22 protein-coding genes are annotated in these 22,836 nt (G+C 62.3%); 9 read left to right on the top strand and 13 right to left on the bottom strand.

The annotated features are described in order from the left end of the window. Nucleotides 1-50 precede the first annotated feature (50 nt). The gene (locus PJE01S_RS08040; protein ID WP_084389426.1) at nt 51-995 is read left to right on the top strand and encodes a LysR family transcriptional regulator; all 945 of its coding nucleotides are present in this window, start codon (nt 51-53) and stop codon (nt 993-995) included. On the opposite strand, the gene PJE01S_RS25090 is transcribed toward PJE01S_RS08040, so the two are convergent. Both PJE01S_RS25090 and PJE01S_RS08035 read right to left on the bottom strand, forming a co-directional pair. Next, nucleotides 985-1,215 (bottom strand): hypothetical protein, encoded by a 231-nt coding sequence (locus PJE01S_RS25090; protein WP_157090266.1) that lies wholly within the window; start codon nt 1,213-1,215, stop codon nt 985-987. The two genes, PJE01S_RS08040 and PJE01S_RS25090, sit on opposite strands and share 11 nt — an antisense overlap. Before the next feature lie 83 nt (nt 1,216-1,298). After that, nucleotides 1,299-2,102 (bottom strand): hypothetical protein, encoded by an 804-nt coding sequence (locus PJE01S_RS08035; protein ID WP_068832637.1) that lies wholly within the window; start codon nt 2,100-2,102, stop codon nt 1,299-1,301. A gap of 199 nt (nt 2,103-2,301) precedes the next feature. Between PJE01S_RS08035 and PJE01S_RS25085 the strand changes: the two genes are divergently transcribed. Further along, nucleotides 2,302-2,472 (top strand): hypothetical protein, encoded by a 171-nt coding sequence (locus tag PJE01S_RS25085; RefSeq protein ID WP_157090265.1) that lies wholly within the window; start codon nt 2,302-2,304, stop codon nt 2,470-2,472. 154 nt (nt 2,473-2,626) lie between these two features. Here PJE01S_RS25085 and PJE01S_RS08030 read toward each other — a convergent pair whose 3' ends face one another. Further along, on the bottom strand, nt 2,627-3,958 hold the full coding sequence (locus PJE01S_RS08030) for an aminotransferase class I/II-fold pyridoxal phosphate-dependent enzyme (protein ID WP_068832636.1): 1,332 nt from the start codon (nt 3,956-3,958) through the stop codon (nt 2,627-2,629). Between the two features lie 134 nt (nt 3,959-4,092). Here PJE01S_RS08030 and PJE01S_RS08025 point away from each other — a divergent pair, with 134 nt between their 5' ends. The 5 genes from PJE01S_RS08025 to PJE01S_RS08005 are packed head-to-tail and all read left to right on the top strand — an operon-like array spanning nt 4,093 to nt 8,497. Continuing rightward, entirely contained in the window at nt 4,093-5,049 is a 957-nt protein-coding gene (locus PJE01S_RS08025) for a substrate-binding domain-containing protein (protein WP_245660677.1), read from the top strand. A 24-nt stretch (nt 5,050-5,073) separates the two neighbouring features. Next, the gene (locus tag PJE01S_RS08020; protein WP_218017509.1) at nt 5,074-5,880 is read left to right on the top strand and encodes a deaminated glutathione amidase; all 807 of its coding nucleotides are present in this window, start codon (nt 5,074-5,076) and stop codon (nt 5,878-5,880) included. Further along, entirely contained in the window at nt 5,881-6,810 is a 930-nt protein-coding gene (locus tag PJE01S_RS08015; protein WP_218017508.1) for an ABC transporter substrate-binding protein, read from the top strand. Then, a complete protein-coding gene (locus PJE01S_RS08010) occupies nt 6,807-7,706 on the top strand; it encodes an amino acid ABC transporter permease (RefSeq protein ID WP_084389424.1) in 900 nt (299 codons plus the stop codon). Before PJE01S_RS08015 ends, PJE01S_RS08010 begins: the two co-directional genes overlap by 4 nt. After that, entirely contained in the window at nt 7,703-8,497 is a 795-nt protein-coding gene (locus PJE01S_RS08005; RefSeq protein WP_068832634.1) for an amino acid ABC transporter ATP-binding protein, read from the top strand. The genes PJE01S_RS08010 and PJE01S_RS08005 overlap by 4 nt, the downstream gene beginning before the upstream one ends. A 395-nt stretch (nt 8,498-8,892) precedes the next feature. Here the strand turns inward: PJE01S_RS08005 and PJE01S_RS08000 are convergent, their stop codons facing one another. The 8 genes from PJE01S_RS08000 to PJE01S_RS07965 all read right to left on the bottom strand — a co-directional run bounded on the left by PJE01S_RS08000 (nt 8,893) and on the right by PJE01S_RS07965 (nt 18,522). Then, entirely contained in the window at nt 8,893-11,280 is a 2,388-nt protein-coding gene (locus PJE01S_RS08000; protein WP_068832633.1) for a YgiQ family radical SAM protein, read from the bottom strand. A gap of 322 nt (nt 11,281-11,602) precedes the next feature. Further along, nucleotides 11,603-12,934 (bottom strand): fumarylacetoacetase, encoded by a 1,332-nt coding sequence (gene fahA, locus PJE01S_RS07995; protein WP_068832632.1) that lies wholly within the window; start codon nt 12,932-12,934, stop codon nt 11,603-11,605. Next, nucleotides 12,931-14,232, bottom strand: coding sequence for a homogentisate 1,2-dioxygenase (gene hmgA / locus PJE01S_RS07990; protein WP_068832922.1), 1,302 nt, complete (start codon nt 14,230-14,232; stop codon nt 12,931-12,933). Before hmgA ends, fahA begins: the two co-directional genes overlap by 4 nt. Before the next feature lie 17 nt (nt 14,233-14,249). Beyond that, complete coding sequence (locus tag PJE01S_RS07985) at nt 14,250-14,723, bottom strand: MarR family winged helix-turn-helix transcriptional regulator (protein ID WP_068832631.1); 474 nt, start codon at nt 14,721-14,723, stop codon at nt 14,250-14,252. Nucleotides 14,724-14,725: 2 nt separating this feature from the next. Next, nucleotides 14,726-15,700, bottom strand: a complete 975-nt coding sequence (locus PJE01S_RS07980) for a Bug family tripartite tricarboxylate transporter substrate binding protein (protein ID WP_068832630.1) — start codon at nt 15,698-15,700, stop codon at nt 14,726-14,728. A gap of 75 nt (nt 15,701-15,775) precedes the next feature. Beyond that, on the bottom strand, nt 15,776-15,955 hold the full coding sequence (locus PJE01S_RS07975) for a hypothetical protein (RefSeq protein WP_068832629.1): 180 nt from the start codon (nt 15,953-15,955) through the stop codon (nt 15,776-15,778). A gap of 40 nt (nt 15,956-15,995) precedes the next feature. Continuing rightward, nucleotides 15,996-17,633: an FAD-dependent oxidoreductase gene (locus PJE01S_RS07970; protein ID WP_068832628.1), complete on the bottom strand. Its 1,638-nt coding sequence runs from the start codon at nt 17,631-17,633 to the stop codon at nt 15,996-15,998. 388 nt (nt 17,634-18,021) lie between these two features. Beyond that, nucleotides 18,022-18,522: a CHRD domain-containing protein gene (locus PJE01S_RS07965; protein WP_068832627.1), complete on the bottom strand. Its 501-nt coding sequence runs from the start codon at nt 18,520-18,522 to the stop codon at nt 18,022-18,024. Between the two features lie 163 nt (nt 18,523-18,685). On the opposite strand from PJE01S_RS07965, the gene PJE01S_RS25080 reads away from it, so the two are divergent. Then, entirely contained in the window at nt 18,686-18,967 is a 282-nt protein-coding gene (locus PJE01S_RS25080; protein ID WP_157090264.1) for a hypothetical protein, read from the top strand. Nucleotides 18,968-19,010: 43 nt separating this feature from the next. On the opposite strand, the gene PJE01S_RS07960 is transcribed toward PJE01S_RS25080, so the two are convergent. Both PJE01S_RS07960 and PJE01S_RS07955 read right to left on the bottom strand, forming a co-directional pair. After that, nucleotides 19,011-19,739 (bottom strand): glutathione S-transferase, encoded by a 729-nt coding sequence (locus tag PJE01S_RS07960; RefSeq protein ID WP_068832626.1) that lies wholly within the window; start codon nt 19,737-19,739, stop codon nt 19,011-19,013. Nucleotides 19,740-19,754: 15 nt separating this feature from the next. Then, a complete protein-coding gene (locus PJE01S_RS07955) occupies nt 19,755-20,423 on the bottom strand; it encodes a DsbA family oxidoreductase (protein ID WP_068832919.1) in 669 nt (222 codons plus the stop codon). Between the two features lie 221 nt (nt 20,424-20,644). On the opposite strand from PJE01S_RS07955, the gene PJE01S_RS07950 reads away from it, so the two are divergent. Beyond that, complete coding sequence (locus PJE01S_RS07950; RefSeq protein WP_068832625.1) at nt 20,645-22,609, top strand: PhoX family protein; 1,965 nt, start codon at nt 20,645-20,647, stop codon at nt 22,607-22,609. Nucleotides 22,610-22,836 lie beyond the last annotated feature (227 nt).

Below are 22,836 nucleotides of genomic sequence, written 5' to 3'. Positions count from 1 at the left end.
ACAAGTTCGATTTTCGGATAGCGTGAACAGCATTCTGAATAGGGGGCGGCATGCGTCTGGCGGAGAAACTGAAACGACGGTTGAAGCTGCGCGACCTGGATGCGCTGATGGTCGTGGCGCGTGAGGGCAGCATGCGCAAGGCGGCTGAACTGCTGCACATGTCGCAGCCCGCCGTGTCCAAGGCGATCGCCGACCTCGAAGCCGCGCTTGGCGTGCCGCTGTTCGATCGAAGCCCCCAAGGTGTGACCCCGACGCTCTACGGCCGGGCCGTGATGCGGCGCGGGGTGGCCATCTTCGACGAACTCGAGCAGAGCGCAAGGGAAATCGAGTTCCTCGCGGACCCCGGCGCGGGTGAACTGCGCCTGGGCTGCTCGGAAACGGTGGCTGCCGGCCTGGTGTCGGCGGCGATCGATCGCCTGACGAGGCGCTATCCGCGAATTTCGTTCCGAATGGAGTCCGCTTACACGCCGGCGCTGCACGACCACTTTCTTCGCGAACGCATCGGCGAGCTCGTCATTGTTCGCCCCTACGCCGCCACGCCCCCGGCCGACTTCAACGTCGAACCGCTGTGGCACGAGCGCCTGAAGGTGGTGGTGGGCAGCAACAGCCCATGGGCCAGGCGACGCAAGGTCACGCTCGCTGACCTGGCGCAGGAACCATGGGTGCTCTCCCAAAGCGAGGCCGAGCCCGCGTCACCAATGGTTCAAGCCTTTCAAGCGATAGGCGCCGAGCTGCCGCACAGCAGGGTGTTGACTGGTTCCCTAAACTCACGCTTGAGCCTGCTGGCGACCGCGCGTTTCGTAACGGTCATGCCGGACTCCCTTCTCGCCTTCGGCGTGGCTCATCTGCCGATCAAGGTGCTGTCCATCGTGTTGCCGCGATGGGAGATTGCAACATCCATCGTTACGCTGAAAGACCGCACCCTAAGCCCAGTCGCGTCATTGTTCATTGACTGTGCCCGCGATTTGGCCCGGCAGGTTGACCTTAGCCGATGAAGCGTTGAATTGCACCCTCAAAGCGGTCATCGTTCAAGTTCCGCTCCTGGCCGAATCCGACAGGGGAAATCGCCAATGTCAACGACCGGTTCAGCGCGGCATTACAGACATTCAAGAAATTAGCATTGAGCCCGGGCACATCCGCACAACAGCGCCACCCACCTTTGTTCAATGCATCCGTCGTACTTTGGCGATAGCCGCAGCGTTGGAGGCCGATCATGGCGGCCCGTTTTATGGTGGCCCTTCAACCACCAGCCCGACAACATGGCTGTAAACCGACCACAGCGTTCAGCCCCAGCCCAATCAGGAAGTCAGCTCAGCCAGCTTGGCCTTGAGCGCCGCGTTCTCCGCGCTGAGTTCGGCAATGGTTTGCTTGAGCCGGGCGATCACGCCCTCGGGCGTGTCGGGCTCGGTGCGTGCCACGGCCTTGGCGGCGCGTACTTGCCGTGCGGCCTGCTGAAGTTCTTTTTTACCACCGGCGACGGCCGCCACTTGTTCTTCCACCGGCAGCGTGGCGACGGTGGCCGCGGCGTTGATGGAAATCGTGCCCGACTTCACCGCCGCCACCAGCTCGGGCGCGGCCGACTTCTGGATTTTTTCAATCTGGCTGATGGTGTTGCTGCTGATGCGCGCCGCCTTGGCCAGCGCTTCACGGGTCAGCACCGGCTCGGCCGCCACCGCCGTCACGGGCACTGAGGCCGTCGAGGCGTCGCCGGGGTCGGCCTCGTCCCAGGGGGGCGATCCGTCGTGAGGCGCCGGTGCCACATCCGGCGCGGCCTGTTCACGGGCGGCCAGAATATCCTTCTTGCGCAAGGCCAGCACGCCGCGCTGGAAATCCGACACGCTGCGGCGGCCCAGGTGCTGCTCGATCATCCACAGGTGGACGTCGTCAATGGTCTTGAACAGGCTGTTCTGCACGGTATTGAAGGGAATGCCGTGCTTGCTGCAAATGCCATAGCGGTTATGCCCGTCCACCAGCACCTCGCCCCACAGCACCAGGGCATCGCGGCAGCCTTCGGCGAGCAGGCTGCGCTCCAGGGATTCGTGTTCTTCAGGGGTTAGCGGATCGATGTAGGCAAGCAGTTCTTCGTTGACCGTGATGTTCATGGTGAGTTCATTAGGCGGGTAGGCAATAACAGCAGGGGCGCCATTCTGCAAGAGTTACGCGACTGCAAAAGCAGAAATGCTCCTGTATCTATAGCAATATGCACCCGACTGGCAAGGGCTGGAGAGCGATTCTACTTGCAAAATAGACACCCCGCCTTGCCGGGTGCGGCCCCTTGCGGAAGGTGTGAGCTAGCGCGGCTTGCGCGAAGGCTTCTATTCCTACGGCATTGGCGCCGGGCGCGGTGGCGACATCAACCGCGCGACGCTGGAAGCCTTTTTGAAGTTCGGCTTTGAACAGGGTGTGTGCCACCGTAAGCTGGACGTTGAGGAGCTTTTCCCCAAGCAGGTGCTGGACTCGTACAAGGTCTGAGCCTTCGGCAGTCCTGTACAGGACCTCCGGCAGAGCAAGCAGACGCTATATTATTAATAGCATCCTTCGAACGTATCTATTGGGCTAAAGACCAATTTCACATACAAATAATCCCACTGGGGCCTTGTTGGCTTGGCGGGGATGCCTGCCCGACTCATATGGCATGCATGCAAAGGGCTATCGCTTCCACCAGGGAATCTACATGCTCCATCGGCAAACTGGTGCCGACGCGAATGTGTGAATGCGGCTTGATGCCGAACCTGGAACCGGGGAACACCGCGAATCCACGGACTGCCAGCGTGACCATGGCGAATTGTTCCGAAGGCACCGCAATCCAGACACTCAGTCCGTCCCGACCGGGCACGCTGATACCCTGTGGCTTCAAGGCTTCGATCAACCGGTTGCGACGCGCGGCATACACCTCTTTGGCGCTGGTCACCGCAGCCATGCTGCCCGGATCATTCAGCATCCAGGCGACCGCATCCTGCTGAATGCGGCTGGTCCAGCTGGCCCCAAAATTCCGGTATGCCTGAATCTGCTCCACCGTTTCCTTCGCACCCGAAAGAACCGCCACACGCAGGTCCGGCCCCAGGGATTTGGAGTACGACACGATGTGGACCGTGCGATCCGGATAGTGCATACCCAGGCTCACTGCGGCCTGGGAAGAAACATCCCCGATACCGTCATCCTCGATGATCAGGGTTTCGCTGTTTTTCAACACCTTGGCCAACTCCTGCATGCGTTGCGCGCTCACGCTATGGCTGCATATCGCGTGCGTGCGGGGCTGGTAGATAAAGGCGGCTGGTTTCTTCTGGAGTGCTGCCGCCAGTGAGTCGGCCTTCGGACCGTCTTCGTCACAGGCCACAGGAATCACTTCCGCGCCGATGTGATCCAGAATATCGAGCAGGCGCGCCGTCGTGGGGTCTTCAATGGCGACCGCCGAGCCTGGCATCAGCAACGCCTGCAAGGTCATCAACACACCATCAAATCCGCCATTCGTGGCCATGAATGCCTCTGCCGGATACGGCCAGCGTGACGCAGCCGCTTCATGCAGCGCCTGCGTAATGGGGTCGCGTCGGTAGCTGTTCAATTGCGGCGTTTTCGCCCCCTGCAACAAGGCCTGCGACAAATCAGGCAGGAGCGCAGGATCAGGCGATGCGTAGGTGAGATCGGCAACGATGTGCTGGCCGAAATTGCCGACACTTTCAAAGCGTGCGGGTCTTGGTGACGGTTTGTTGCCGCAGACCCATACCCCGTTGCGCCCCATACCCGCAATGACCTTATGCCGTCGCAGCTCTTGCCAGACGGCCGAAACCGTTGCCGGGCTGACGCCCATGGCCTCGGCAAGATCCCGAACGGAGGGTAATTGGGAGCCAATGGGAATGGCACCAGAACGGATCAAAGCGGCCATTTTGACAGCCATCTCGCGGGTTGCAAGGCCTTTTAATGATGCGCCAAGGTGCGTCGCCGTAATGTTTTGGTGCATAGGGGAAAACACTTTGTTCAGTAACAAAGATTATATAGTACAAATAATTTTAAACATTTAATATTCATCTCAAGAAGTCATCCAGCATGACTTTTTCAGCCCCAATTAATCACCTCTTTCAGACAAGGATTGCAGTGGAAATCAGCATCAAACTCGCGGTACGTGACTGGGATTTCATCACCCCACTGGTGCTTGGCGATGTGCGTTCAAACCGGTTCAACCTTGAACTCCATCGTGTCAACGCCCTGGAAAACAATCTGGCGACGGACCCTCGTTATGACGGCGGCGAAATGTCGCTTAGCCGCTATGCACAAAGCCGGGCCCGGGGCGATACCTCCATCGTCGGGATTCCGTACTTCATCATGCGGGGATTTCGCCAGCACTGCATCATCACCACCGCGGCGAGCCCGCTCACCGAGTTGCGCGCGCTCGCCGGCAAGCGCATCGGAATGACGGGGTGGCAAGATTCCGGCAATACCTGGACACGTGCCCTGCTGCGCCGGGAAGGAGTGGAAATCGCCGATGCCGAATGGTTCGTCGGACGCCTGTCTGAAGACCATCCTATCCAGGATCGTCTTAATGGTTTCGGCCGCCCCGGGCGTATCAGCACCGCGCCGGGTGAACGCCCGCTGGTCGACCTGTTGCGCGAGGGTGCGCTGGATGCCGTCTTTACGCCCTTCATGCCGGCAGGATTTTTCGAGCCCGGCTCCGGTCTGCGCACGCTGCAGCCCGACTGCCGCGCGGCAGAGGTGGCCTACTTCAAGGAGGTAGGTTACATGCCGGGCATTCACCTGCTGGGGCTCAAGCCCGCCATCGTGGCCGAACACCCCTGGATACCGCAGGCCCTGGGCGCACTTTTTGCCGAGTCCAGCCGCGTATGGATGGAAAAACGCATGAAATATGCGGACACCACGCCCTGGATTCTGGACGAAATCCGGCAAAGTGCACGCGATCTGCCAGGCAACTGGAACGCGAACGGCTTCAAGGCCAATGAACGCATGCTGACGGACTTTTGCCAGGAACTGCATGCGCAGGAAATCACCTCCAACTTGTTGAATCCGGCCGAGCTGTTCCCCGGTGAAGCCGCCTAAACCCATCATTGAAAGAAACCAAGCATGCTGAAAGTCGCACTGGGCCAATTTGCCGTAAGCCGGGACTGGTCAGAAAATTTGAAAACCTGCCTGAGCCTGATGGCGCAATCCCTGTCGAAGGGCGCAGATCTGCTCGTCCTGCCAGAAGGCATCCTCGCCCGGGATATTGCAGACCCCGATCTGGTTCGCAAGGCCGCACAAGCACTCGATGGCCCCTTTGTCAGTCAACTGTTAAACGCAAGCCGTGGAAATCCGCTCACCACCATGATGAGCGTGCATGTCCCGTCTGATGTCGAAGGTCGGGTATGGAACGTGCTTATTGCCATCCGCAATGGGGAGATCCTGGCCCAATATCGCAAGCTCCATCTCTATGACGCCTTCTCAGCCAAGGAGTCCGCTAATGTCACGCCCGGCCTGGACGTTCCGCCACTGGTGGAAGTTGCCGGCATGAAAGTCGGCCTCATGACCTGTTACGACGTGCGGTTTCCTGAACTGGCCCGCCGGCTCGCGCTGGACGGCGCCGATGTGCTGGTTTTGCCCTCGGCCTGGGTGAAAGGGCCGCTCAAGGAAATGCACTGGGAGGTGCTGGTGACCGCACGTGCACTGGAAAACACCTGCTATATGGTGGCGGTGGGCGAGTGCGGGGAACGCAACATCGGCAACAGCCGGGTGATCGATCCGCTAGGAGTCACCATTGCCGGTGCCGCCGAAGCCCCGGCACTGGTATTTGCCGAGCTGGACCCCGCACGCATCGCACATGCCAAGATGGTGTTGCCGGTGCTGGAAAACCGGCGCTTCGACAAGCCGGTGCTCCAGAACAGGGCCGACTGATTGCCATCATTGCCACTACAAAGGATATTCGCCATGATTACCCGCCACCTGTTTTGCACCGCATTTATCGCCGCCACACTTGCTGGCTCCACGGTTTACGCTGAGGAAGTCAAGATCCCGGCTCAGCCCCTGGATGCCAGGCTGCGCGCCAAATTGCCGGCCGAGATTCTTGCCACCGGAGAGATGACCGCGGCCAACAATGGCTCCTTCCCTCCGTACACCATCGTGACCGGCAACCAGTCCATGGCTGGCGCCAGTGCAGATTTTATTAAGGCCTTGAGCGAAATACTGGGCGTCAAGATCAACCTGGCACCCGTCAATGGCCTGTCCGGTCTGCTGCTGGGGATCAAGTCGGGTCGTTACCAGTTTTCCATGGGCCCCATAGGGGATTTTGTCGACCGTGAAGCGTCTGTTGACTTCATCGATTTTGTGCAGGAATACGTGGTCTTCGCCATACCCAAAGGAAATCCCAAGGGCATCAATGGACTGGAAGACACTTGTGGCAGCAAAGTGGCCGTGATGGCCGGAGGGTCCGCAGAAAAGGTCATCCGGCAGCAATCCATCGCCTGCACCACCGCCAACAAACCTGCAGTCGAAGTCCAGGCATATGCAGATCAGCCGACATCCATTCTGGCCGTGAACGCCAAGCGGGCCGACACCTTCTTTTCCTCCCATGCCCCGCTGACTTACTTTGTTCAGCAAGCCAACGGTACTTTGGAATTGACGGGCATTGGCAAGAAAAATGGCTTTGATGATCTCTACCAGGGCGCGGTGGTTCAGAAGGGTTCGGTCCTGGGTGATGTGATCCTGGAAGCCGTGCGAAAGCTCAACGGCAACGGCACCTACGCCATCATCATGAAAAAATGGGGCTTAAGCGACAACATGCTCAAGACGCCGGGCGCCAACTTGGCAGGGAAACTGGCTAAATGAGCAAGGCTGTCCAGGCTCTGCGCCGGGGAGTCGCCGATCCCGCAATGGAGGCCCGGCAACGCAACGTGGCCCATGCGCATGTCTCGCGTAACTATGGCCGCCTGTTGGGTGTCAGTGTCCTTTGCCTGTTGGCGCTCCAGCTCACCTGGGTTCTTGTCACCAACAAGAATTTCGAATGGGACGTTGTCGGTAAATTCCTCACCGAAAAAACCGTGATCAACGGGCTTTTGGTGACACTCGGGCTGACGCTTGTGGCCATGGTCATAGGGGTCGCCATCGGGCTGGTCCTGGCCATTGCCCGCATCTCGGACAACCCATTCTTGCGCGGCTTTGCCGGGCTCTATGTCTGGCTCTTCCGAGGCCTGCCACTGCTGGTGCAGCTGCTGTTCTGGTACAACCTCTCCACGCTGTTCCCCACGCTGTCGCTGGGGATCCCGTTTGGCCCGACGTTCGCGACGTGGAACACCAATGATCTGATCACGCCGCTCACTGCCGCCATTACCGGGCTGGCGCTCAATGAGGCGGCCTACATGGCGGAAATCATTCGGGCCGGTCTTATTTCGGTGGATTCTCGCCAGATGGAAACGGCCCTGGCTTTCGGCATGACACGCAACCGCGTCCTGCGCAGAATTGTGATTCCGCAGGCGATGCGCTCCATCGTGCCGCCCACCGGCAACCAACTCATCAGCATGGTCAAGGCGACGTCCATCGTCAGCGTGATTGCCATGGGCGACCTGTTGCATTCTGTTCAGAACATCTACAACGCCACTTTCCAGGTCATCCCATTGCTGATGGTTGCCGTGGTCTGGTATCTGCTGATCACAACCGTCCTGAATGTGGGCCAGAGCGCCATCGAACGCTATTACGCCAAGGGTGAACAGGAGGCCAAGGTATGACGACACCATTCCCGCAAGCCGCGGAAACGGGCAAGCCCTTGGTACGGGCACGCAATGTCCACAAGCGCTTTGGCGCCAACGAAGTGCTCAAGGGCATCGACATGGATGTCCAGGCGGGCGAGGTGGTCGTCATTCTGGGCCCCTCCGGCTCGGGGAAATCCACCTTCTTGCGCTGCATCAACCACCTGGAGACGATGGATCAAGGCTCCATCACCGTCGGCGACCAACAGATAGGCTACGAGCTTCGCGGCGAACAATTGCACCGCCTGTCCCCGCGAGCGATTGCGCACCAACGCCGCGGTATCGGCATGGTCTTTCAGCAGTTCAACCTGTATCCGCATATGACGGTGCTGGAGAACATCATGGAAGCCCCTGTTGGCGTGCATGGCCGCAGCAAAACCGAATCCCGTGCACGGGCCCTTGAATTGCTGGAAAAGGTCGGCCTCAGCGAGAAGACACAGGCCTACCCGCGTCAGCTTTCGGGCGGCCAGCAACAGCGGGTGGCGATCGCCCGGGCGCTGGCCATCCAGCCCACATTGATTCTGTTTGATGAGCCGACCTCGGCACTCGACCCGGAACTGGTCGGAGAGGTGTTGGCCACCATGCGCGACCTGGCCGACCAAGGCCTCACCATGATCGTCGTCACACATGAAATTGGATTTGCCAAGGAGGCGGCCGATCGCGTCGTCTTCATGGACGGTGGCATCGTCGTTGAGGAAGGCAAGCCGGCAGAGGTGCTGTGCAATCCCCAGCATCCACGGACAAGAGCGTTTCTCAGCCGGTTTATCTAAGCGCTTGCCCGGCGCGGGGGATGGGTGGCCGCTTCGCGGCTGGACTCCACTGCGCAGGCACGGCATGCACGACCACCCGCTCTACCATCAGTGTGGCGGCGTGCTGTAGCGGGTGCGGTCTTGTGGCATGGCCTCGCCGTAAAGCGAGGCTCACTTTCAGCGGTGCAGAGATGGATGCCGGAGCCAGGGTCGCTACTTTTTTGATAGCTTCTGGTGCCTGTGGGATATGGGTTAGAGGCCGATTTTTCTTAAGGAAAGGCGGCTAAACCTCTCCGCTAGGCACTTTTTTATTTCTGTTATCCCGAACTCGATCCGAGATGGATCCACACTGCACGAACCAACACTCGTTGTGCTCCAGCATGGATGCGGGCCAGGCCCGCAATGACACGACAGTCTCAGCGCGGCTTGCGCACCAGCGGCTTGCCGACTGGCTTGCCCGAGCCGTTGTCACGCGGCGGCAAACCGGTGTGCTGGGTCAGAATCCGGCCCTTGACCGGCGTGACAGGCTTCAGCGCCACGGTGGTCGAGTTCTTGCGGCGCGCACTGGTGTAGCTGCCATCCGTCATCGGCTGGAAGGTCGGGATCAGGTGGTGCTTGCCGTTGCCGATCAGGTCGGTGCGGCCCATGGTCTTGAGCGCCTCGCGCAGCAGCGGCCAGTTGTTGGGATCGTGGTAGCGCAGAAAGGCCTTGTGCAGGCGGCGGCGCTTTTCGCCGCGCACGATGTCCACCGTCTCGCTGTCGCGCGTGATCTTGCGCAGCGGGTTCTTGTTGGTGTGGTACATGGTCGTGGCCGTGGCCATGGGCGATGGGTAAAAGGTCTGCACCTGGTCGGCCCGGAAGCCGCTTTTCTTCAGCCAGATCGCCAGGTTCATCATGTCTTCGTCGCTGGTGCCCGGGTGGGCGGCGATGAAGTAGGGAATCAAAAACTGCTTCTTGCCGGCCTCAAGCGTGTACTTCTCGAACATCTGCTTGAACTTGTCATAGCTGCCGATGCCGGGCTTCATCATCTTGGTCAGCGGCCCCTGCTCGGTGTGCTCGGGCGCGATCTTGAGGTAGCCGCCGACATGGTGCGTCACCAGTTCCTTCACATACTCGGGGCTTTGCACGGCCAGGTCGTAGCGCAGGCCGGAGCTGATCAGGATTTTCTTCACGCCCTTGAGTGCCCGCGCGCGGCGGTACATCTTGATCAGGGGGTTGTGGTTGGTGTTGAGGTTGGAGCAGATGCCCGGGTAGACGCACGAAGGCTTGCGGCAGGCGGCCTCGATCTCGGGCGACTTGCAGCCTATGCGGTACATATTGGCGGTCGGCCCGCCGAGGTCGGAAATCGCGCCGGTAAAGCCCTTGACGGTGTCGCGGATGGCTTCGATCTCGCGAATCACGGAGTCTTCGGAACGGCTCTGGATGATGCGGCCCTCATGCTCGGTGATTGAGCAGAAGGTGCAGCCGCCAAAGCAGCCGCGCATGATGTTGACGCTGAAGCGGATCATCTCCCAGGCCGGGATCTTGGTGGCGTGGTCGTGGCTACCGTTTTCGTCGGCATAGCGTGGATGCGGTGCGCGGGCGTAAGGCAGGTCAAACACATAGTCCATCTCGGCCGTGGTCAGCGGGATGGGCGGCGGCGTGATCCAGACGTCGCGGGCCGTGGCGCCTTCGCCATGGGCCTGCACCAGCGCACGGGCATTGCCGGGGTTGGTTTCCAGGTGCAGCACGCGGTTGGCGTGGGCATACAGCACGGCATCGCTCTTGACCTGCTCATACGAGGGCAGGCGGATCACGGAACGGTCGCGCGGCGGCACCCGGATCTTGCCCTGCATGGACGGCAGGCTCGGGTTGGGCACAAAGGTCAGCGGCTTGATGGCCGGGTTGGCTTTTGTTCCCTCTCCCCGTGGGAGAGGGAGTAAGGCAGCGTCTTTCTCAGCCTTCACGGCGACTTCGGCCGCTTCGTCTTCGCGGGCGCAAGTGGCGCCCTGCTCTTTCGCCTGCTCCGAGATCATCAGGTAGGGATTGACATGCGCTTCCACACGGCCCGGCGCGTCCACGCTGGTGGAGTCAATCTCGAACCAGCCGGCGGCGGTGTCGTCGCCGCTGCGGCGGATAAAGGCGGTGCCGCGGATGTCGGTCATGGTCGCCATCGATTCCCTGGCGGCCAGGCGGTGCGCGACTTCGACCAGGGCGCGCTCGGCATTGCCGTACAGCAGCAGATCGCACTTGGCGTCCACCACGATGGAGCGGCGCACCTTGTCCGACCAGTAGTCGTAGTGCGCGATGCGGCGCAGCGAGCCTTCAATACCGCCCAGCACAATGGGCACGTCCTTGTAGGCTTCGCGGCAGCGCTGGCTGTAAACGATGGCGGCGCGGTCGGGCCGCTGGCCGCCGATGTCGCCGGGGGTGTAGGCGTCGTCGCTGCGGATCTTGCGGTCCGCCGTGTAGCGGTTGATCATGGAATCCATGTTCCCGGCCGTCACGCCCCAGAACAGGTTGGGCCTGCCCAGCGCCTTGAAGGGCTCGGCGCTTTGCCAGTCGGGCTGGGCAATGATGCCAACGCGAAAACCCTGCGCTTCCAGCATGCGGCCGATCACGGCCATGCCAAAGCTGGGATGGTCCACGTAAGCGTCGCCGGTGACGATGATGACGTCGCAACTGTCCCAGCCCAGCGCCTCCATCTCGGCGCGCGTGGTCGGCAGGAATTTGGCCGTGCCGAAGCGGGCCGCCCAGTACTTGCGGTAACTGGTCAGCGGCTTGGCGGCACGCGTGAAAAAGGAGACGTCGACGGGGGCGTTCATGGGGCGATCATTGAAAACCGTCAAAAATGGCCTCGGGATGAGGCCTGCGGTTTGGGGATAACCCGCGATTTTAAGGTTTTAAAGCGGTTTGCGCATCCTAAAGACCTTCCTGAAGCCTGTAAATGCCGGACAAACCGCTCTGACGCTGCCTGCAGCGCCCCGGCAGAACATCAGCGCATGGCACCGGGGCGGGAAGTGCCATAACGCTGAACCTTCAATCAAATCGACTTGCAGCCCAGGCGGAACGGGCGCATCAAGCTATCAAATAAATAGCAACCCAGGTTGCGACGCCGGCCTTCACTGACAAAAGGCCGGCCATGCCTTAGCCGCGCGCGGCCAGCACCTGGCCCCGGCAGTCGCCAAAGCCTATGCGCCTGAAGCCGCTGCGGTCGCAGTGGCCGCGCAGGATGATGGCGTCGCCGTCCTGCAGAAAGGTGCGGGTTTCGCCATTGGCCAGCGTCAGCGCATTTTTGCCGCCGGAAGTCAGCTCCAGCAGGGAGCCGGCCTGCTCAGGCCTGGGGCCGGACTGCGTGCCCGAACCCAGCAGGTCGCCGGGCTGCAGGTTACAGCCGTTGACCGTGTGGTGCGCCAGCATTTGCGCAACCGTCCAGTAGGCATCGCGGTAGCTGGACTGCGACAGGCATTGCGGCGCCAGGCCGGCATCGCGCATGGCCTGCGTCTCGATCAGCACGTCCAGTTCCACATCCAGCCCGCCCTGCAGCCGGTTGCCGTCCGAATCCAGGTAAGGCAAGGGCTGCGGGTCGCCTTCGGGGCGCACAAAGGGGGCGCGGAATGGCGCCAGCGCTTCCATGGTGACGATCCAGGGCGAAATGGTGCTGGCGAAGTTTTTGGACAGAAACGGGCCCAGCGGCTGGTATTCCCAGGCCTGCAGGTCGCGCGCCGACCAGTCGTTGAGCAGCACCAGGCCAAACGCGTGGTCCTCTGCCTGATCCATGGCGATGGGCTCGCCGAGCGCATTGCCCTGGCCAACGAACACGCCGAGCTCCAGCTCGTAGTCCAGCCGCTGGCTGGGACGCAGGACCGGCACCTCGTCGTTCGGCCCTTTGGTCTGGCCCTTGGGGCGCGGAAACGCCTGGCCGCTCACGCCTATCGATGAGGTACGGCCGTGGTAGCCAATCGGCACCCATTTGTAGTTGGGCATCAAGGGCTGGTCCGGACGGAACAGCTTGCCGACGGTGGTGGCGTGGTGGATGCCGGTGTAGAAATCGGTGTAGTCGCCGATGCGGCAAGGCACGGCGTATTCGGCCGACGCCTGCGGCATCAGGCAGGTATTCAGCACGGTCTGCTGGCTGCTGCCTTCGCGCAGGGCTTGCGACAGGGCCTGGCGCAAGGCCACGCGGGCGACACGGCCCTGCGCCATGAAGGCGTTGAGCTCGCCGCGCTCGCAGCCATTGAGCGTGACAGCCACATCGGCGGGCAGGACGCCGGCCGCGCGCGCGGCCAGCAGGTCCACAATCTGCTCGCCAATCGCCACGCCGGGGCGGAAAAACTCCAGGCTGCCGGCGCGGCGGAACACGCCTATCGGCAGGTTCTGGATAGGAAAATCGCTGTCGGGCGTGTTGGCCGACTCGACCCATGAATTCAGCGAGGCATCGTGGGTGAAGTCGAGTGGGGCCAGGGTTGGGCGCATCATGGGGTTCCTTTGAAGTTGTCTTTGAGGCCTTGCCAGCAGCTGGCGTAAGCGCCATCCAGCGCCCCGCCCTGCATGGCATAGGCCGTGGGCACGAGCATGTAGCGGCTTTCAAACATGAAGGCCAGCGTGTTGTCCAGCTTGTGCGGCGCCAGCTCCGCGGTGCTGGCCTTTTCAAAGGCCTCGGTGTCCGGGCCGTGCGGCACCATGCAGTTGTGCAGCGAGGCGCCGCCGGGTTTGAAGCCTTCGGGCTTGGCGTCGTACTGGCCGTACACCAGGCCCATGAATTCGCTCATGAGGTTGCGGTGGTACCAGGGCGGACGGAAGGTGTTTTCAGCCACCATCCAGCGCGGCGGGAAGATCACGAAGTCGCAGTTGGCCGTGCCGGGCGTGTCCGAGGGCGAGGTCAGCACCGTGAAGATCGACGGGTCCGGATGGTCGTAGCTGATGGAGCCTATGGTCATGAAGTGCGCGGTGTTGTACTTGTAGGGCACCAGGTTGCCATGCCAGGCGACCACGTTAAAGGGCGTGTGGGCCTGCGTCGTGCTCCAGAAGTGGCCGCCAAATTTCTTGATGATTTCGTATGCGCCTGCAGCCGTCTCGAAGGCGGCCGTGGGGGCCAGAAAGTCACGTGCATTGGCCAGGCCGTTGGAGCCAATCGGGCCCAACTCGGGCAGGCGGAAATGCGCACCGTAGTTCTCGCAGACATAGCCGCGTGAAGGCCCATCGGGCAAGGCCACGCTGAAGGCCATGCCGCGCGGGATCACGGCGATTTCACCCGGAGCGACCTCCAGCATGCCCAGCTCGGTTGTCAGCAGCAAGCGGCCCTGCTGCGGCACCAGCAGCATTTCACCGTCGGCGTTGACAAAGGCGCGCCGCGCCATGGAACGGCTGGCCAGGTACACATGGGCAGCCATGCCGGTTTGCCCATGGGCGTCGCCGTTGGCGGCCACGGTGCGCATGCCATCCACAAAATCCAGCGCCTCGGCCGGAATCTCAAACGGACTCCAGCGCAGCGGATCGGGTGGCACCACGATGCCGCCGGCGGCACCCGTCGTCCACCAGGCTTGTGCATAGGACTGGTAGCCGCTGGTCACGACCGAGGGCTGGCGGCGGTACAGCCAGGTGCGGCGGTTCTCCGCGCGCGGCGCGGTAAAGGCGGTGCCCGAAAGCAGTTCGGTATACAGATCATGCGGCGCGCGCTGGGGGCTGTTGCGCCCCTCGGGCAAGGCGCCGGCAAGGGCTTCGCTGACAAATTCGTTAGCGAATCCGGACTGGTAACGCAAAGTGGCTGTGTTCATCAAGTTGATCTCCAATTTCACTCTTCATCCACAACACTGTCCAGGCCCTGGGCGTTGTGATCGTTGGCTTGGGCCTGTGCAATCAGGCGGTCAAACAGGGCACTGAGCTGCTCCCGCTCGACCGGGCTCAGCACGCCAAAGATCTCATGGTTGCGCTGCTCAACCACGGCCATGGCACGGCGCCATGCCGCATCGCCTGCGGCCGTCAGCGTGAGCACCACGCCGCGCCCGTCGGTCGGGCTGGCGGCCTTCAGCACCAGCCCCTGCTCGACCAGCGACTGGGCGGCCCGGCTGGCTTGACCCTTGTTCAGGTTGGCCTTTTGCGCCAGGTCGTTGACCGACAGAGGGGCAAAGGTGCCGACCGCCGTGAGGCAGCGGGCGTCGCTCATGGACAGCCCCGCACCCGAGGCATAGGCACGCTGGCTCTCCAGGTCGGTCACCTTGTGCAGCAGGTGCAGACGGTAGGTCAGGGTGCGGTCCAGCTGGAACATGATCAGTCCAGTTTGATGCCGCTGGCGCGAATCACCTGGGCCCATTTCTCGCGCTCGGCCTTGGCGTAAGTCGCCATCTGGGCCGGCGTGCTGGGCGTGGGTTCAAGTCCCAGCACCTGGAAGCGCGCCTTCACGGCCGTGGAATTCAGGGCCTCCACCAGCGTCTTGTTCAGTTTGGCGATGACATCGGGGGGCGTGCCGGCCGGCGCCACCAGACCTTGCCAGGCATAGGCCTCAAAGTTCTTGAGGCCTTGCTCGTTCAACGTGGGGATGGCTTCAAAGTTCTTCACGCGTTGCGGGCTGGCAATGCCTATGGGACGCAGACGACCCGCGTTGAGGAAAGGCATGCCGCTGGCCGTGTCCACAAACATGAAGGGCACCTGCCCGCTCACCACGTCCTGCACTGCCGGCGCGGCGCCGCGGTAAGGCACGTGGACCAGGTTCAGGCCCGTCGTGCCGCGGAACAATTCCGTCGCCAGGTGGTGCGGGCTGCCGGCGCCAGGCGTCGCATAGTTGAGACCGCCCTTGGCCGCCTTGGCCCAGGCCAAAAACTCGTGCAGGTTCTTCGCGGGCACGCTCGGATTGACCACCAGGATCATGGGGAAGCGGGCCAGCAGGCCAATCGGTGCGAAGTCCTTTTCGGCGCTGTAGTTCAGCTTGGTGTAGAGCGCCGGGTTCGCTGCCAGCGTGGCAGTGTCGCCGGTCAGCACCGTGTAGCCGTCCGCTTTGGCATGGGCCACATAGTCGGCACCAATGTTGGTGGCCGCGCCGGGCTTGTTGTTGATGATGATGGGCTGGCCGACGGCGCGGCCCATGGCTTCGGTCAGCGTGCGCGCGACCACATCGGAGCCGCCGCCGGCGGGGTAAGGCACCACCCATTCAATCGGTTTGGTGGGGTAGTTTTGCGCCGATGCGGCAGTCGCGGCGAAAGCCAGCAGTGCCAGCGACTGGCGGATGAGAGTGGGAATGCTTTGCATGGTGTCTCCAGGTTATAGGCGGTGCGTGTAAAAAACAGGTAATTTCGATCAGTTCAATCCGCTGAATTGGCTCAGTCAGGTATTGGCCAGCCGTTCTGCCTGGGCAATCAGTGCCAGGGCCTCGGCGGCATCGGTTTGCCGCGTCATCAGCGCCAAAGACAGTGTGGCCAGAAACAAAGGCGCTTTGGCTTCGCCCACGCGGGCCGTGGCCTCTGCCAGCGCGGTGTAGGTTTGGTCGAGTTGGGATTCGGTCATCGTGATCTCCAGGGGCGTCAAAGGGCGAGGACGTGAATGGCTAGGCGGCGCAGGGCTGGCCGGTCAGCGGCCTCAGCGCAGCCTGCAGGTTCGCGGCAGTGGCTTCACGCCAGCGTCCCATCACATAGCCGTCGGGCCGCACCAGGTAGACCGTGCCTTCTGCCGCGTCGTAGCGCTCATGGGCCTGGCCGAGTTCGTCAATCAGCGTGTGGGCGTTGGCTTGACCCTGGCTGGCAATGCAGATGACCTTCAGCGCAGCGGGGCCGGCTACCTCTGAGGTGGCCAAGGCCTGCAGCGCCGCGGGCAAGCCGGGCTGCTTGGCAAAATAAAGCAGCACAAACCCGGCGCCAAAGCGGGAAGTCAGGTGCGAATGCGCACTGCCGGCACGCAGCAGGGCCTCGGGCGCAGGCATGCCGGCACGGGCGCCCGCCTTGAAGGCAGCCTCCTGCGCGGGCAGGTTGAGCGGCGAATTCAGGTACTCGACCGGTGTGGACTGGCGCGGATTGACCAGCGAGCTCAGGGCCGGATTTTCGGTGCTCAGGCGCAGCGCCGCCTCGCGCAGCAGCTTGAAGCCGTAGTCGGGCGGCGCCATGAATTCGGTGCTCTTGGCGCCATAGGCGATGTTCTCGCGCGTGGCCTGCACGCGTTCGCTGGAATAGCTGTCGAGCAGCGAATCGGCCGCCCGCCCCTGTTGCACCAGCGCCAACTTCCATGCCAGATTGCCGGCATCGTCCAGGCCCGAATTGAGTCCGCGCACGCCAAAAATCGGCACCAGATGCCCGGCATCGCCGGCAAACAGCACACGGCCATGGCGGTAGCTGGGCAAGGTCAGGCATTTGGCGTTGTAGATCGAAATCCACAGCGGCTCCCAGGGCTCGTTCTCGCCAATCATGGACAGGTGGCTTTGCACGCGCGGCAGCACGTTCTCGGGCTTCACGGCCTCGACCGGGTCTTCGTCATCGCGAATCTGGTAGTCGATGCGCCAGACATCGTCGGGCTGGCGATGCATCAGGATGGTCGAGCCGGGATTGGACGGCGGGTCAAACCAGGCCAGGCGCTCCACCTCGCGTTTGGTTTTTTGCACCACGTCCACGATCACGTACTTGCCTTCGTACTGCGTGCCTTCCAGCTGCAGGCCCAGTTGCTCGCGCACCGTGCTGCGGCCCCCGTCGCAGGCGACCACCCAGTCGGCCTGCACGGTGTGCGTGCCATCGGCCGACTGGATATCGACCTGTGCACCGTCGGTGCGCGGCCGCACGGCCGTCACCTTGCTGGACCAGCGCATGTCGGCCAGGTCGCCCTGCGCCAGCGCGGCCTGGTGCGCAAATTCCTCGGCATAGTATTGCTGGATGTTGACCATGGGCGCGTAGCGCTGCGTCGGTTCGCTGGGCATCTGGAAATGCAGCACCTCGCGGTCGCGAAAGTAGCTGCGCCCGCCGACCCACGACAGGCCTTTTTCGACCAGCGGCTTGTCGGCGCCTATCCAACCCAGGATTTCCTGGGAGCGGCGCGACATGCAGATGGCCCGGCTACCGGCGCAATAGCCTTCGTCGGCCTCGATCACCAGGCTGGCAATGCCATAGCGCGCCAGCAGGGCCGCCAGCGTCATGCCGACCGGGCCGCCGCCGGCAATCAGGACGGGCACCTTGGTGGGCCAATGCGTGGAGGATTTGTTCATGACGGTGCGCCTACGGAAAAATATTGTTGCGGGCGCAACTTTATAACAATCTGGTTGCGTTCACAACCAAATTAGACCTAGGGATTTCCCCAGGATCTTCCCCCTGCCAGGTTATGGACTCAGAAGCTGCGCGGCCCCAAAAATACCAACAAAATGACCTCCAGCCCTTGTAGAGCCTGGGAGGAAAGCTATTGAATCAATAGCAAGCGCGGGACCGATTGTGCTGGCTAGTGTGGTGTTGCACGCTATCCGGCACATAAAACCGCGTCTTTTTGCCCATGGCGGCGTTGCAAATCCTCGCAATAGTGGAACTATTGCTGCGGTTTGCGCCTTGCCCTGGACAAAAATCCATCGGTTTTATTGGTACCGTCAAGCATGCAACACCACACTAGTAACCGCCGCCACCTGAGCCACCTGACCGCGGCTCACTCGTCACGACCGTCATCTGGCCGCGAATTTCGCCGCCCGGGTTGGCCGCCGTGTGAACGTTGGCGTACCAGCGGCCGGCCATCAGGTCAGCAGCTTGCGCCGGCGTCAGCGTGGCGCTGCCCTCCAGGGGGCTGGTGATGGGGCCGGTCCAGGGCAGGACCACCCCGGCGTTGCTGCCAATGGCGGCCGGGCCATGAAAGTGCGCTCCCGTAGCGGGTCCCGTCAGGCCGGTGAATTTGACCTTCCAGCGAAACAAGTTGGTGTCCTTGTTGAACACGGCATCGACCGAGCCGCTGGCCCGGCTGGTATTGGGCGGCACCTCGTTGGCGGCGCGCAACTGCGTGGTGAAGGCCACCAGGTTGGACTGGCTGCCCATCATGCCGCAGCCGGTGATGGCGGCCGCAGCGAGCACCGTCATGGCGGCAAGGGAAATGCGGATGGCTTGGCGGCGTGTCGGCATGGTTGGCTCCTTGAGGTTCTTGGACGTCCAGTTTTAAGGCGTTTGCCAGGTCGAGTCAAGCCAGCCCATCGTAGGACAAATCCGATAACCCGCCACTGTGGGCCTGGGCAGTACGCGAAAAAATCCACGCTAATTCGACGCTGCCAGGCCTGCAGCAAAACGCATGGGCAAACTGGACGATGTAGGCCTTCGCCGCGACTCTGCGCCACGCGCTGGCATCGCGCCCGGCCCCGTCCTATCATTGAATTTCCGTTGGATGATTGCGTCTGGAGACACCATGAAGTCCCTCTTGCCACTGACCCTGCTTGCCCTGCTGCTGTCTGGCTGCCCCGACACAAAACTACCCAAACCGCCGTCCAACGTGCCGGAACCCAAGGTTGACGGCGCGCTGTACAAATCCCAGTGGACAAAGCCTGATTTGGGCTTGATGACTGCACAGGCCTGAAAAAAATAAGTACTACGCGCTGCCAGGCAGTAGCGGCCCGGCCTTAGCCATCGAGTTCCGGGTAGCGACGGAAGATGCCCTCCTCGCTGAAGGCAATGCGCCGCTCGCTGGCCAGGTAGGCCGCCAAGCGCTTGTGCTGCGGCACGCTGTCGTGCAGCGAACTCACCAGGGGCGTCTTTTTCAGTGCCCGCCGGGTGGCTTTGGGAAAGGCGTACAGCAGGCCATCGACCAGTTGGAACAGCGACAGATCGGCATAGCTCAGCCGCCCCCCCACCAAATGCGCGCTGCCACTGGGGTTGCGCGCCAGCACGCTTTCAAACCAGCCCAAAAACCTGGGCACGCGTGCCAGCCGAAACTCCCTTGCCCGCTGCATGGCCGCGGGCTTCTGGTCCTCGTAATACAGGCCCGTGGCAATCGGATGGTGCGTGTCGTGGGCTTCGTCCACCACGTCGGCAATGGTCAGCTGCAGCTGGTGCGTCCACAGGCGCTGCATCTCGCTCTTGCCGACCAGGCCCAGGCGCGGTCCCAGGTACAGCAGGATCGCCGCTGTCTGGCCGACGATGACCTTGCCATCCACCAGAAATGGCGGTGCAAAGGGCGGACGCTCCACCTCGGGGCTCTCGATGAAATGCATCATGGCCGCCACGCCCTGCCCTTCGCCATCGCTGCCGCGCGCCACATCCACATAATCGGCATCCGCCGCCTCCAGCGCCAGGCGCACAAACTCACCACGCCCCTGAATCGTGGGCCAGTAGTGAAGCTCGTAGGGCATGGTGGGCCGCCCCGTTCAGCCGGCCGCTGCAATCTGGCGCAGGGCCTGCTCAAACACCTCGGCGGGCTGCCCGCCGGAAATCAAATGACGGTCATTGATGATGACGGCCGGCACCGAATGAATGCCCTGCGACTGGTAAAACTGCTCGCGCTCGCGCACTTCAACGGCATAGGCATCCGAGGCCAGGATCTCGCGCGCACGCGCCGCATCCAGGCCCACCTCGCCGGCCACCCGCGCCAGCACTTCGTGCGAAGCCGGGCTCTGGCCATCGGTGAAGTAGGCCTTGAACAGCGCTTCCTTCAGCGCCTTCTGCTTGCCGGCACCTTCCAGTTCTGCCCAGTGCAGCAGGCGGTGCGCGTCAAAGGTGTTGTAAATGCGGCTTCGCCCACCGCCGGGCTCGTCCGCCATGCTGAACTTGAAGCCCACTTGCGCGCCGCGCGCGCGGATGTTTTCGCGGTTGGCCTGGGCCTGCGCGGCCGTGATGCCGTACTTTTCGGTGATGTGCTCGGTGATTTCCTGGCCTTGCGGCCCCATGCCGGGATTGAGTTCGAACGGCTGGAAATGCAGCTCGGCGGTGATGTCGCCGCCCACGCGCTCAAGGGCCTGGTCCAGCGATTTAAGGCCAATCACGCACCAGGGGCAGGAAACGTCGGAGACAAAGTCGATTTTGAGTGAAGTCATCAGTGGGTGCCTTTTTGGGAAATTCCATGCGAGGTCATTTTGACGTGCAGCTACCCAGTTCGTGATGACTCCCTGAATATTCAAGCGCTGCCTGCGCTTACTTCACCCACAAAACGACACACCTTTCAAAATCCTTTCAAAAAACTGTCACGTACGGTTTTTATGATCCCTGCAGCGCGGGCTCTCCCACGGCCTGCGCCTTACCCAACCCTTGGAATCAAAAAATGACTGACCTGGCCCAACCTGCCCGCCCCTCACGACGCACCGCCCTGAAGCTCCTGGCGAGCACCCCCATGCTGCCGCTGGGTGCGCTGGCTTCCAGCTCCCTGCTGTCCGGCTGCGCCACCGGCACCGGTCCTGCTGCGACGGGCAGCTATCTGTCGTCCAGCTTCACGTCGATGGCAGCCCCCTCGCTGGCCAACCCGGCCGCCATGGCCACCACCACCGTGGCCTCCAGCCTCAAGGTCCACCTCAAGGACAACACCACGCAGAACTACAAGCTCGCCTACCAGCCTTTCTTTGTCACGGGCGACAGGGTTCCCGACGGCAAGGGCGGCACGATCTTGAGCGGCGGCTATGTGGACATCCGCAACCAGCCCATCATGGACAGGTCGGTGCCGGGCAAGGAGCGCCAGATGTTTTCGGACTCGCCCGACGGCACCTCGCTGCTGGCGCTGCCCAACGCAAACGTGCCCGGCATCAAGGGCAAGGCCGTGTTTGCCGTGGTGCAGTTTGAATACGCCACGCGCGACCAGGCCGGCGTTGACGCCTACGGCATCCTGCCCTCACCCATTGCCGTGCTGACGCTGGACCAGGACCAGACCACCGGCAAGCTGAGCCTGGTGAAATACCACAACGTCGACACCTCCAAGGCCCACGGCCTGTGGATCACCTGCGGCGCCAGCCTGTCGCCCTGGAATACCCACCTGTCGAGCGAAGAGTACGAGCCCGATGCACCGTTTGCCGCCGAAAGCGCGCAGTTCAAGAAATTCAGCAAGAACGTCTATGGCGACGAGACCCGGGCCAACCCCTATCACTACGGCCACCTGCCTGAAGTGACGGTGAACCCGGACGGCACCGGCACCATCAGGAAGCACTACAACCTGGGCCGCATCTCGCATGAGCTGGTGCAGGTCATGCCCGACAACCGCACCGTGCTGATGGGCGATGACGCCACCAACAGCGGCCTGTTCGTCTTCGTGGCCGACCGGGAAAAAGACCTGTCGTCCGGCACGCTGTACGTCGCCAAGCTGGGCACCGGTTTCTCCATCGATCCGGCGGCCGAAGGCGCCAGGCTCTCCTGGATCAAGCTGGGCCATGCCAGCAGCGCGGAGGTCGAGCAGATGGCCAACACGCTCAAGCCGGCCGACATCATGACGGTGTCCAAAACCGACCCGGGCGACGCCAGCTTCACCAAGGTTTTCTACAACGGCAATGCCAACTGGATCAAGGTCAAGCCCGGCATGGAGAAAGCCGCCGCCTTCCTGGAGACCCACCGCTACGCCTACCTGATGGGCGGCAGCATGGGCTTTTCGAAAATGGAAGGCACCACCGTCAACATCAAGGACAAGATCGCCTACTCGGCGCTGCAGAACATCCAGGACTCCATGGTCAAGACCGGCAAGGGCTGGAACGCGGCCAGCGGCATCGCCCTGGACAAGCCCCTGATCGCCGGCGGCATCATGGCGCACAAGCTCGCAGGCGGGCAGAAAGACCTGGGCGGCAGCCCCATTCGCAGCGAATGGATGCCTGTGCACACCAAGGCGCTGCTGATCGGTGAGGACATTGCGGCGGATGCGCTGGGCAACAAGGCCAACCCCGAAAAAGTCTCCAACCCCGACAACCTGAAGTTTTCGGAGAAGCTGCGCACCCTCTTCATCGGCGAGGACAGCAGCACCCACGTCAACAATTTCCTCTGGGCCTACAACGTCGACACCAGGGAACTCTCGCGCCTGATGTCCATGCCCTCAGGCGCTGAAGCCACCGGCCTGCACGTGGTGGACGACCTCAACGGCTGGACCTACATCATGAGCAACTTCCAGCACGCGGGCGACTGGATCCCGGCCCTGCACGGCAAGGTGCAGGCCGCGCTGGAGCCGCTGGTGCGGGCCAACTACAAGGACCGCTTCGGCGCCGCGGTCGGCTACCTCACCGCCGACCCGACCAGCATCAAGCTGTCCAGGGCCTGACAAGCCCTCCTCCCGTCCGCAGGATGCCCGGCATTCACAGGGTTTGCCGGCACGGGTGGGTTCCTTCATGGCGGAAAGCAGGCCTTGGCCTGCTTTCCGCTTTTTTTACCCAGCGATCTGCGCGAAGGCCTGCGCCGGCCCCAAGCGGCCCCTCCGTCACTCCTTAGAATGGCGATAGTCCGGCCGACGGGCATGAAGCCCGGTGGCGGCACCACCATCCAATAGCC

Origin of the sequence: Polaromonas jejuensis NBRC 106434 (assembly GCF_001598235.1) — a bacterium.
GTDB lineage: Bacteria > Pseudomonadota > Gammaproteobacteria > Burkholderiales > Burkholderiaceae_C > Polaromonas > Polaromonas jejuensis.
This window is presented reverse-complemented; position numbering and strand designations above follow the sequence as displayed.

Bases quoted from the DNA above. Each gene is read 5' to 3' on its own strand.
- PJE01S_RS08040 (WP_084389426.1), top strand. From the start codon at position 51: ATGCGTCTGGCGGAGAAACTGAAACGACGGTTGAAGCTGCGCGACCTG.
- PJE01S_RS25090 (WP_157090266.1), bottom strand. From the start codon at position 1,215: ATGATCGGCCTCCAACGCTGCGGCTATCGCCAAAGTACGACGGATGCA.
- PJE01S_RS08035 (WP_068832637.1), bottom strand. From the start codon at position 2,102: ATGAACATCACGGTCAACGAAGAACTGCTTGCCTACATCGATCCGCTA.
- PJE01S_RS08030 (WP_068832636.1), bottom strand. From the start codon at position 3,958: ATGCACCAAAACATTACGGCGACGCACCTTGGCGCATCATTAAAAGGC.
- PJE01S_RS08020 (WP_218017509.1), top strand. From the start codon at position 5,074: ATGCTGAAAGTCGCACTGGGCCAATTTGCCGTAAGCCGGGACTGGTCA.
- PJE01S_RS08010 (WP_084389424.1), top strand. From the start codon at position 6,807: ATGAGCAAGGCTGTCCAGGCTCTGCGCCGGGGAGTCGCCGATCCCGCA.
- PJE01S_RS08005 (WP_068832634.1), top strand. From the start codon at position 7,703: ATGACGACACCATTCCCGCAAGCCGCGGAAACGGGCAAGCCCTTGGTA.
- PJE01S_RS08000 (WP_068832633.1), bottom strand. From the start codon at position 11,280: ATGAACGCCCCCGTCGACGTCTCCTTTTTCACGCGTGCCGCCAAGCCG.
- fahA (WP_068832632.1), bottom strand. From the start codon at position 12,934: ATGATGCGCCCAACCCTGGCCCCACTCGACTTCACCCACGATGCCTCG.
- hmgA (WP_068832922.1), bottom strand. From the start codon at position 14,232: ATGAACACAGCCACTTTGCGTTACCAGTCCGGATTCGCTAACGAATTT.
- PJE01S_RS07985 (WP_068832631.1), bottom strand. From the start codon at position 14,723: ATGTTCCAGCTGGACCGCACCCTGACCTACCGTCTGCACCTGCTGCAC.
- PJE01S_RS07980 (WP_068832630.1), bottom strand. From the start codon at position 15,700: ATGCAAAGCATTCCCACTCTCATCCGCCAGTCGCTGGCACTGCTGGCT.
- PJE01S_RS07975 (WP_068832629.1), bottom strand. From the start codon at position 15,955: ATGACCGAATCCCAACTCGACCAAACCTACACCGCGCTGGCAGAGGCC.
- PJE01S_RS07970 (WP_068832628.1), bottom strand. From the start codon at position 17,633: ATGAACAAATCCTCCACGCATTGGCCCACCAAGGTGCCCGTCCTGATT.
- PJE01S_RS07965 (WP_068832627.1), bottom strand. From the start codon at position 18,522: ATGCCGACACGCCGCCAAGCCATCCGCATTTCCCTTGCCGCCATGACG.
- PJE01S_RS25080 (WP_157090264.1), top strand. From the start codon at position 18,686: ATGGGCAAACTGGACGATGTAGGCCTTCGCCGCGACTCTGCGCCACGC.
- PJE01S_RS07960 (WP_068832626.1), bottom strand. From the start codon at position 19,739: ATGCCCTACGAGCTTCACTACTGGCCCACGATTCAGGGGCGTGGTGAG.
- PJE01S_RS07950 (WP_068832625.1), top strand. From the start codon at position 20,645: ATGACTGACCTGGCCCAACCTGCCCGCCCCTCACGACGCACCGCCCTG.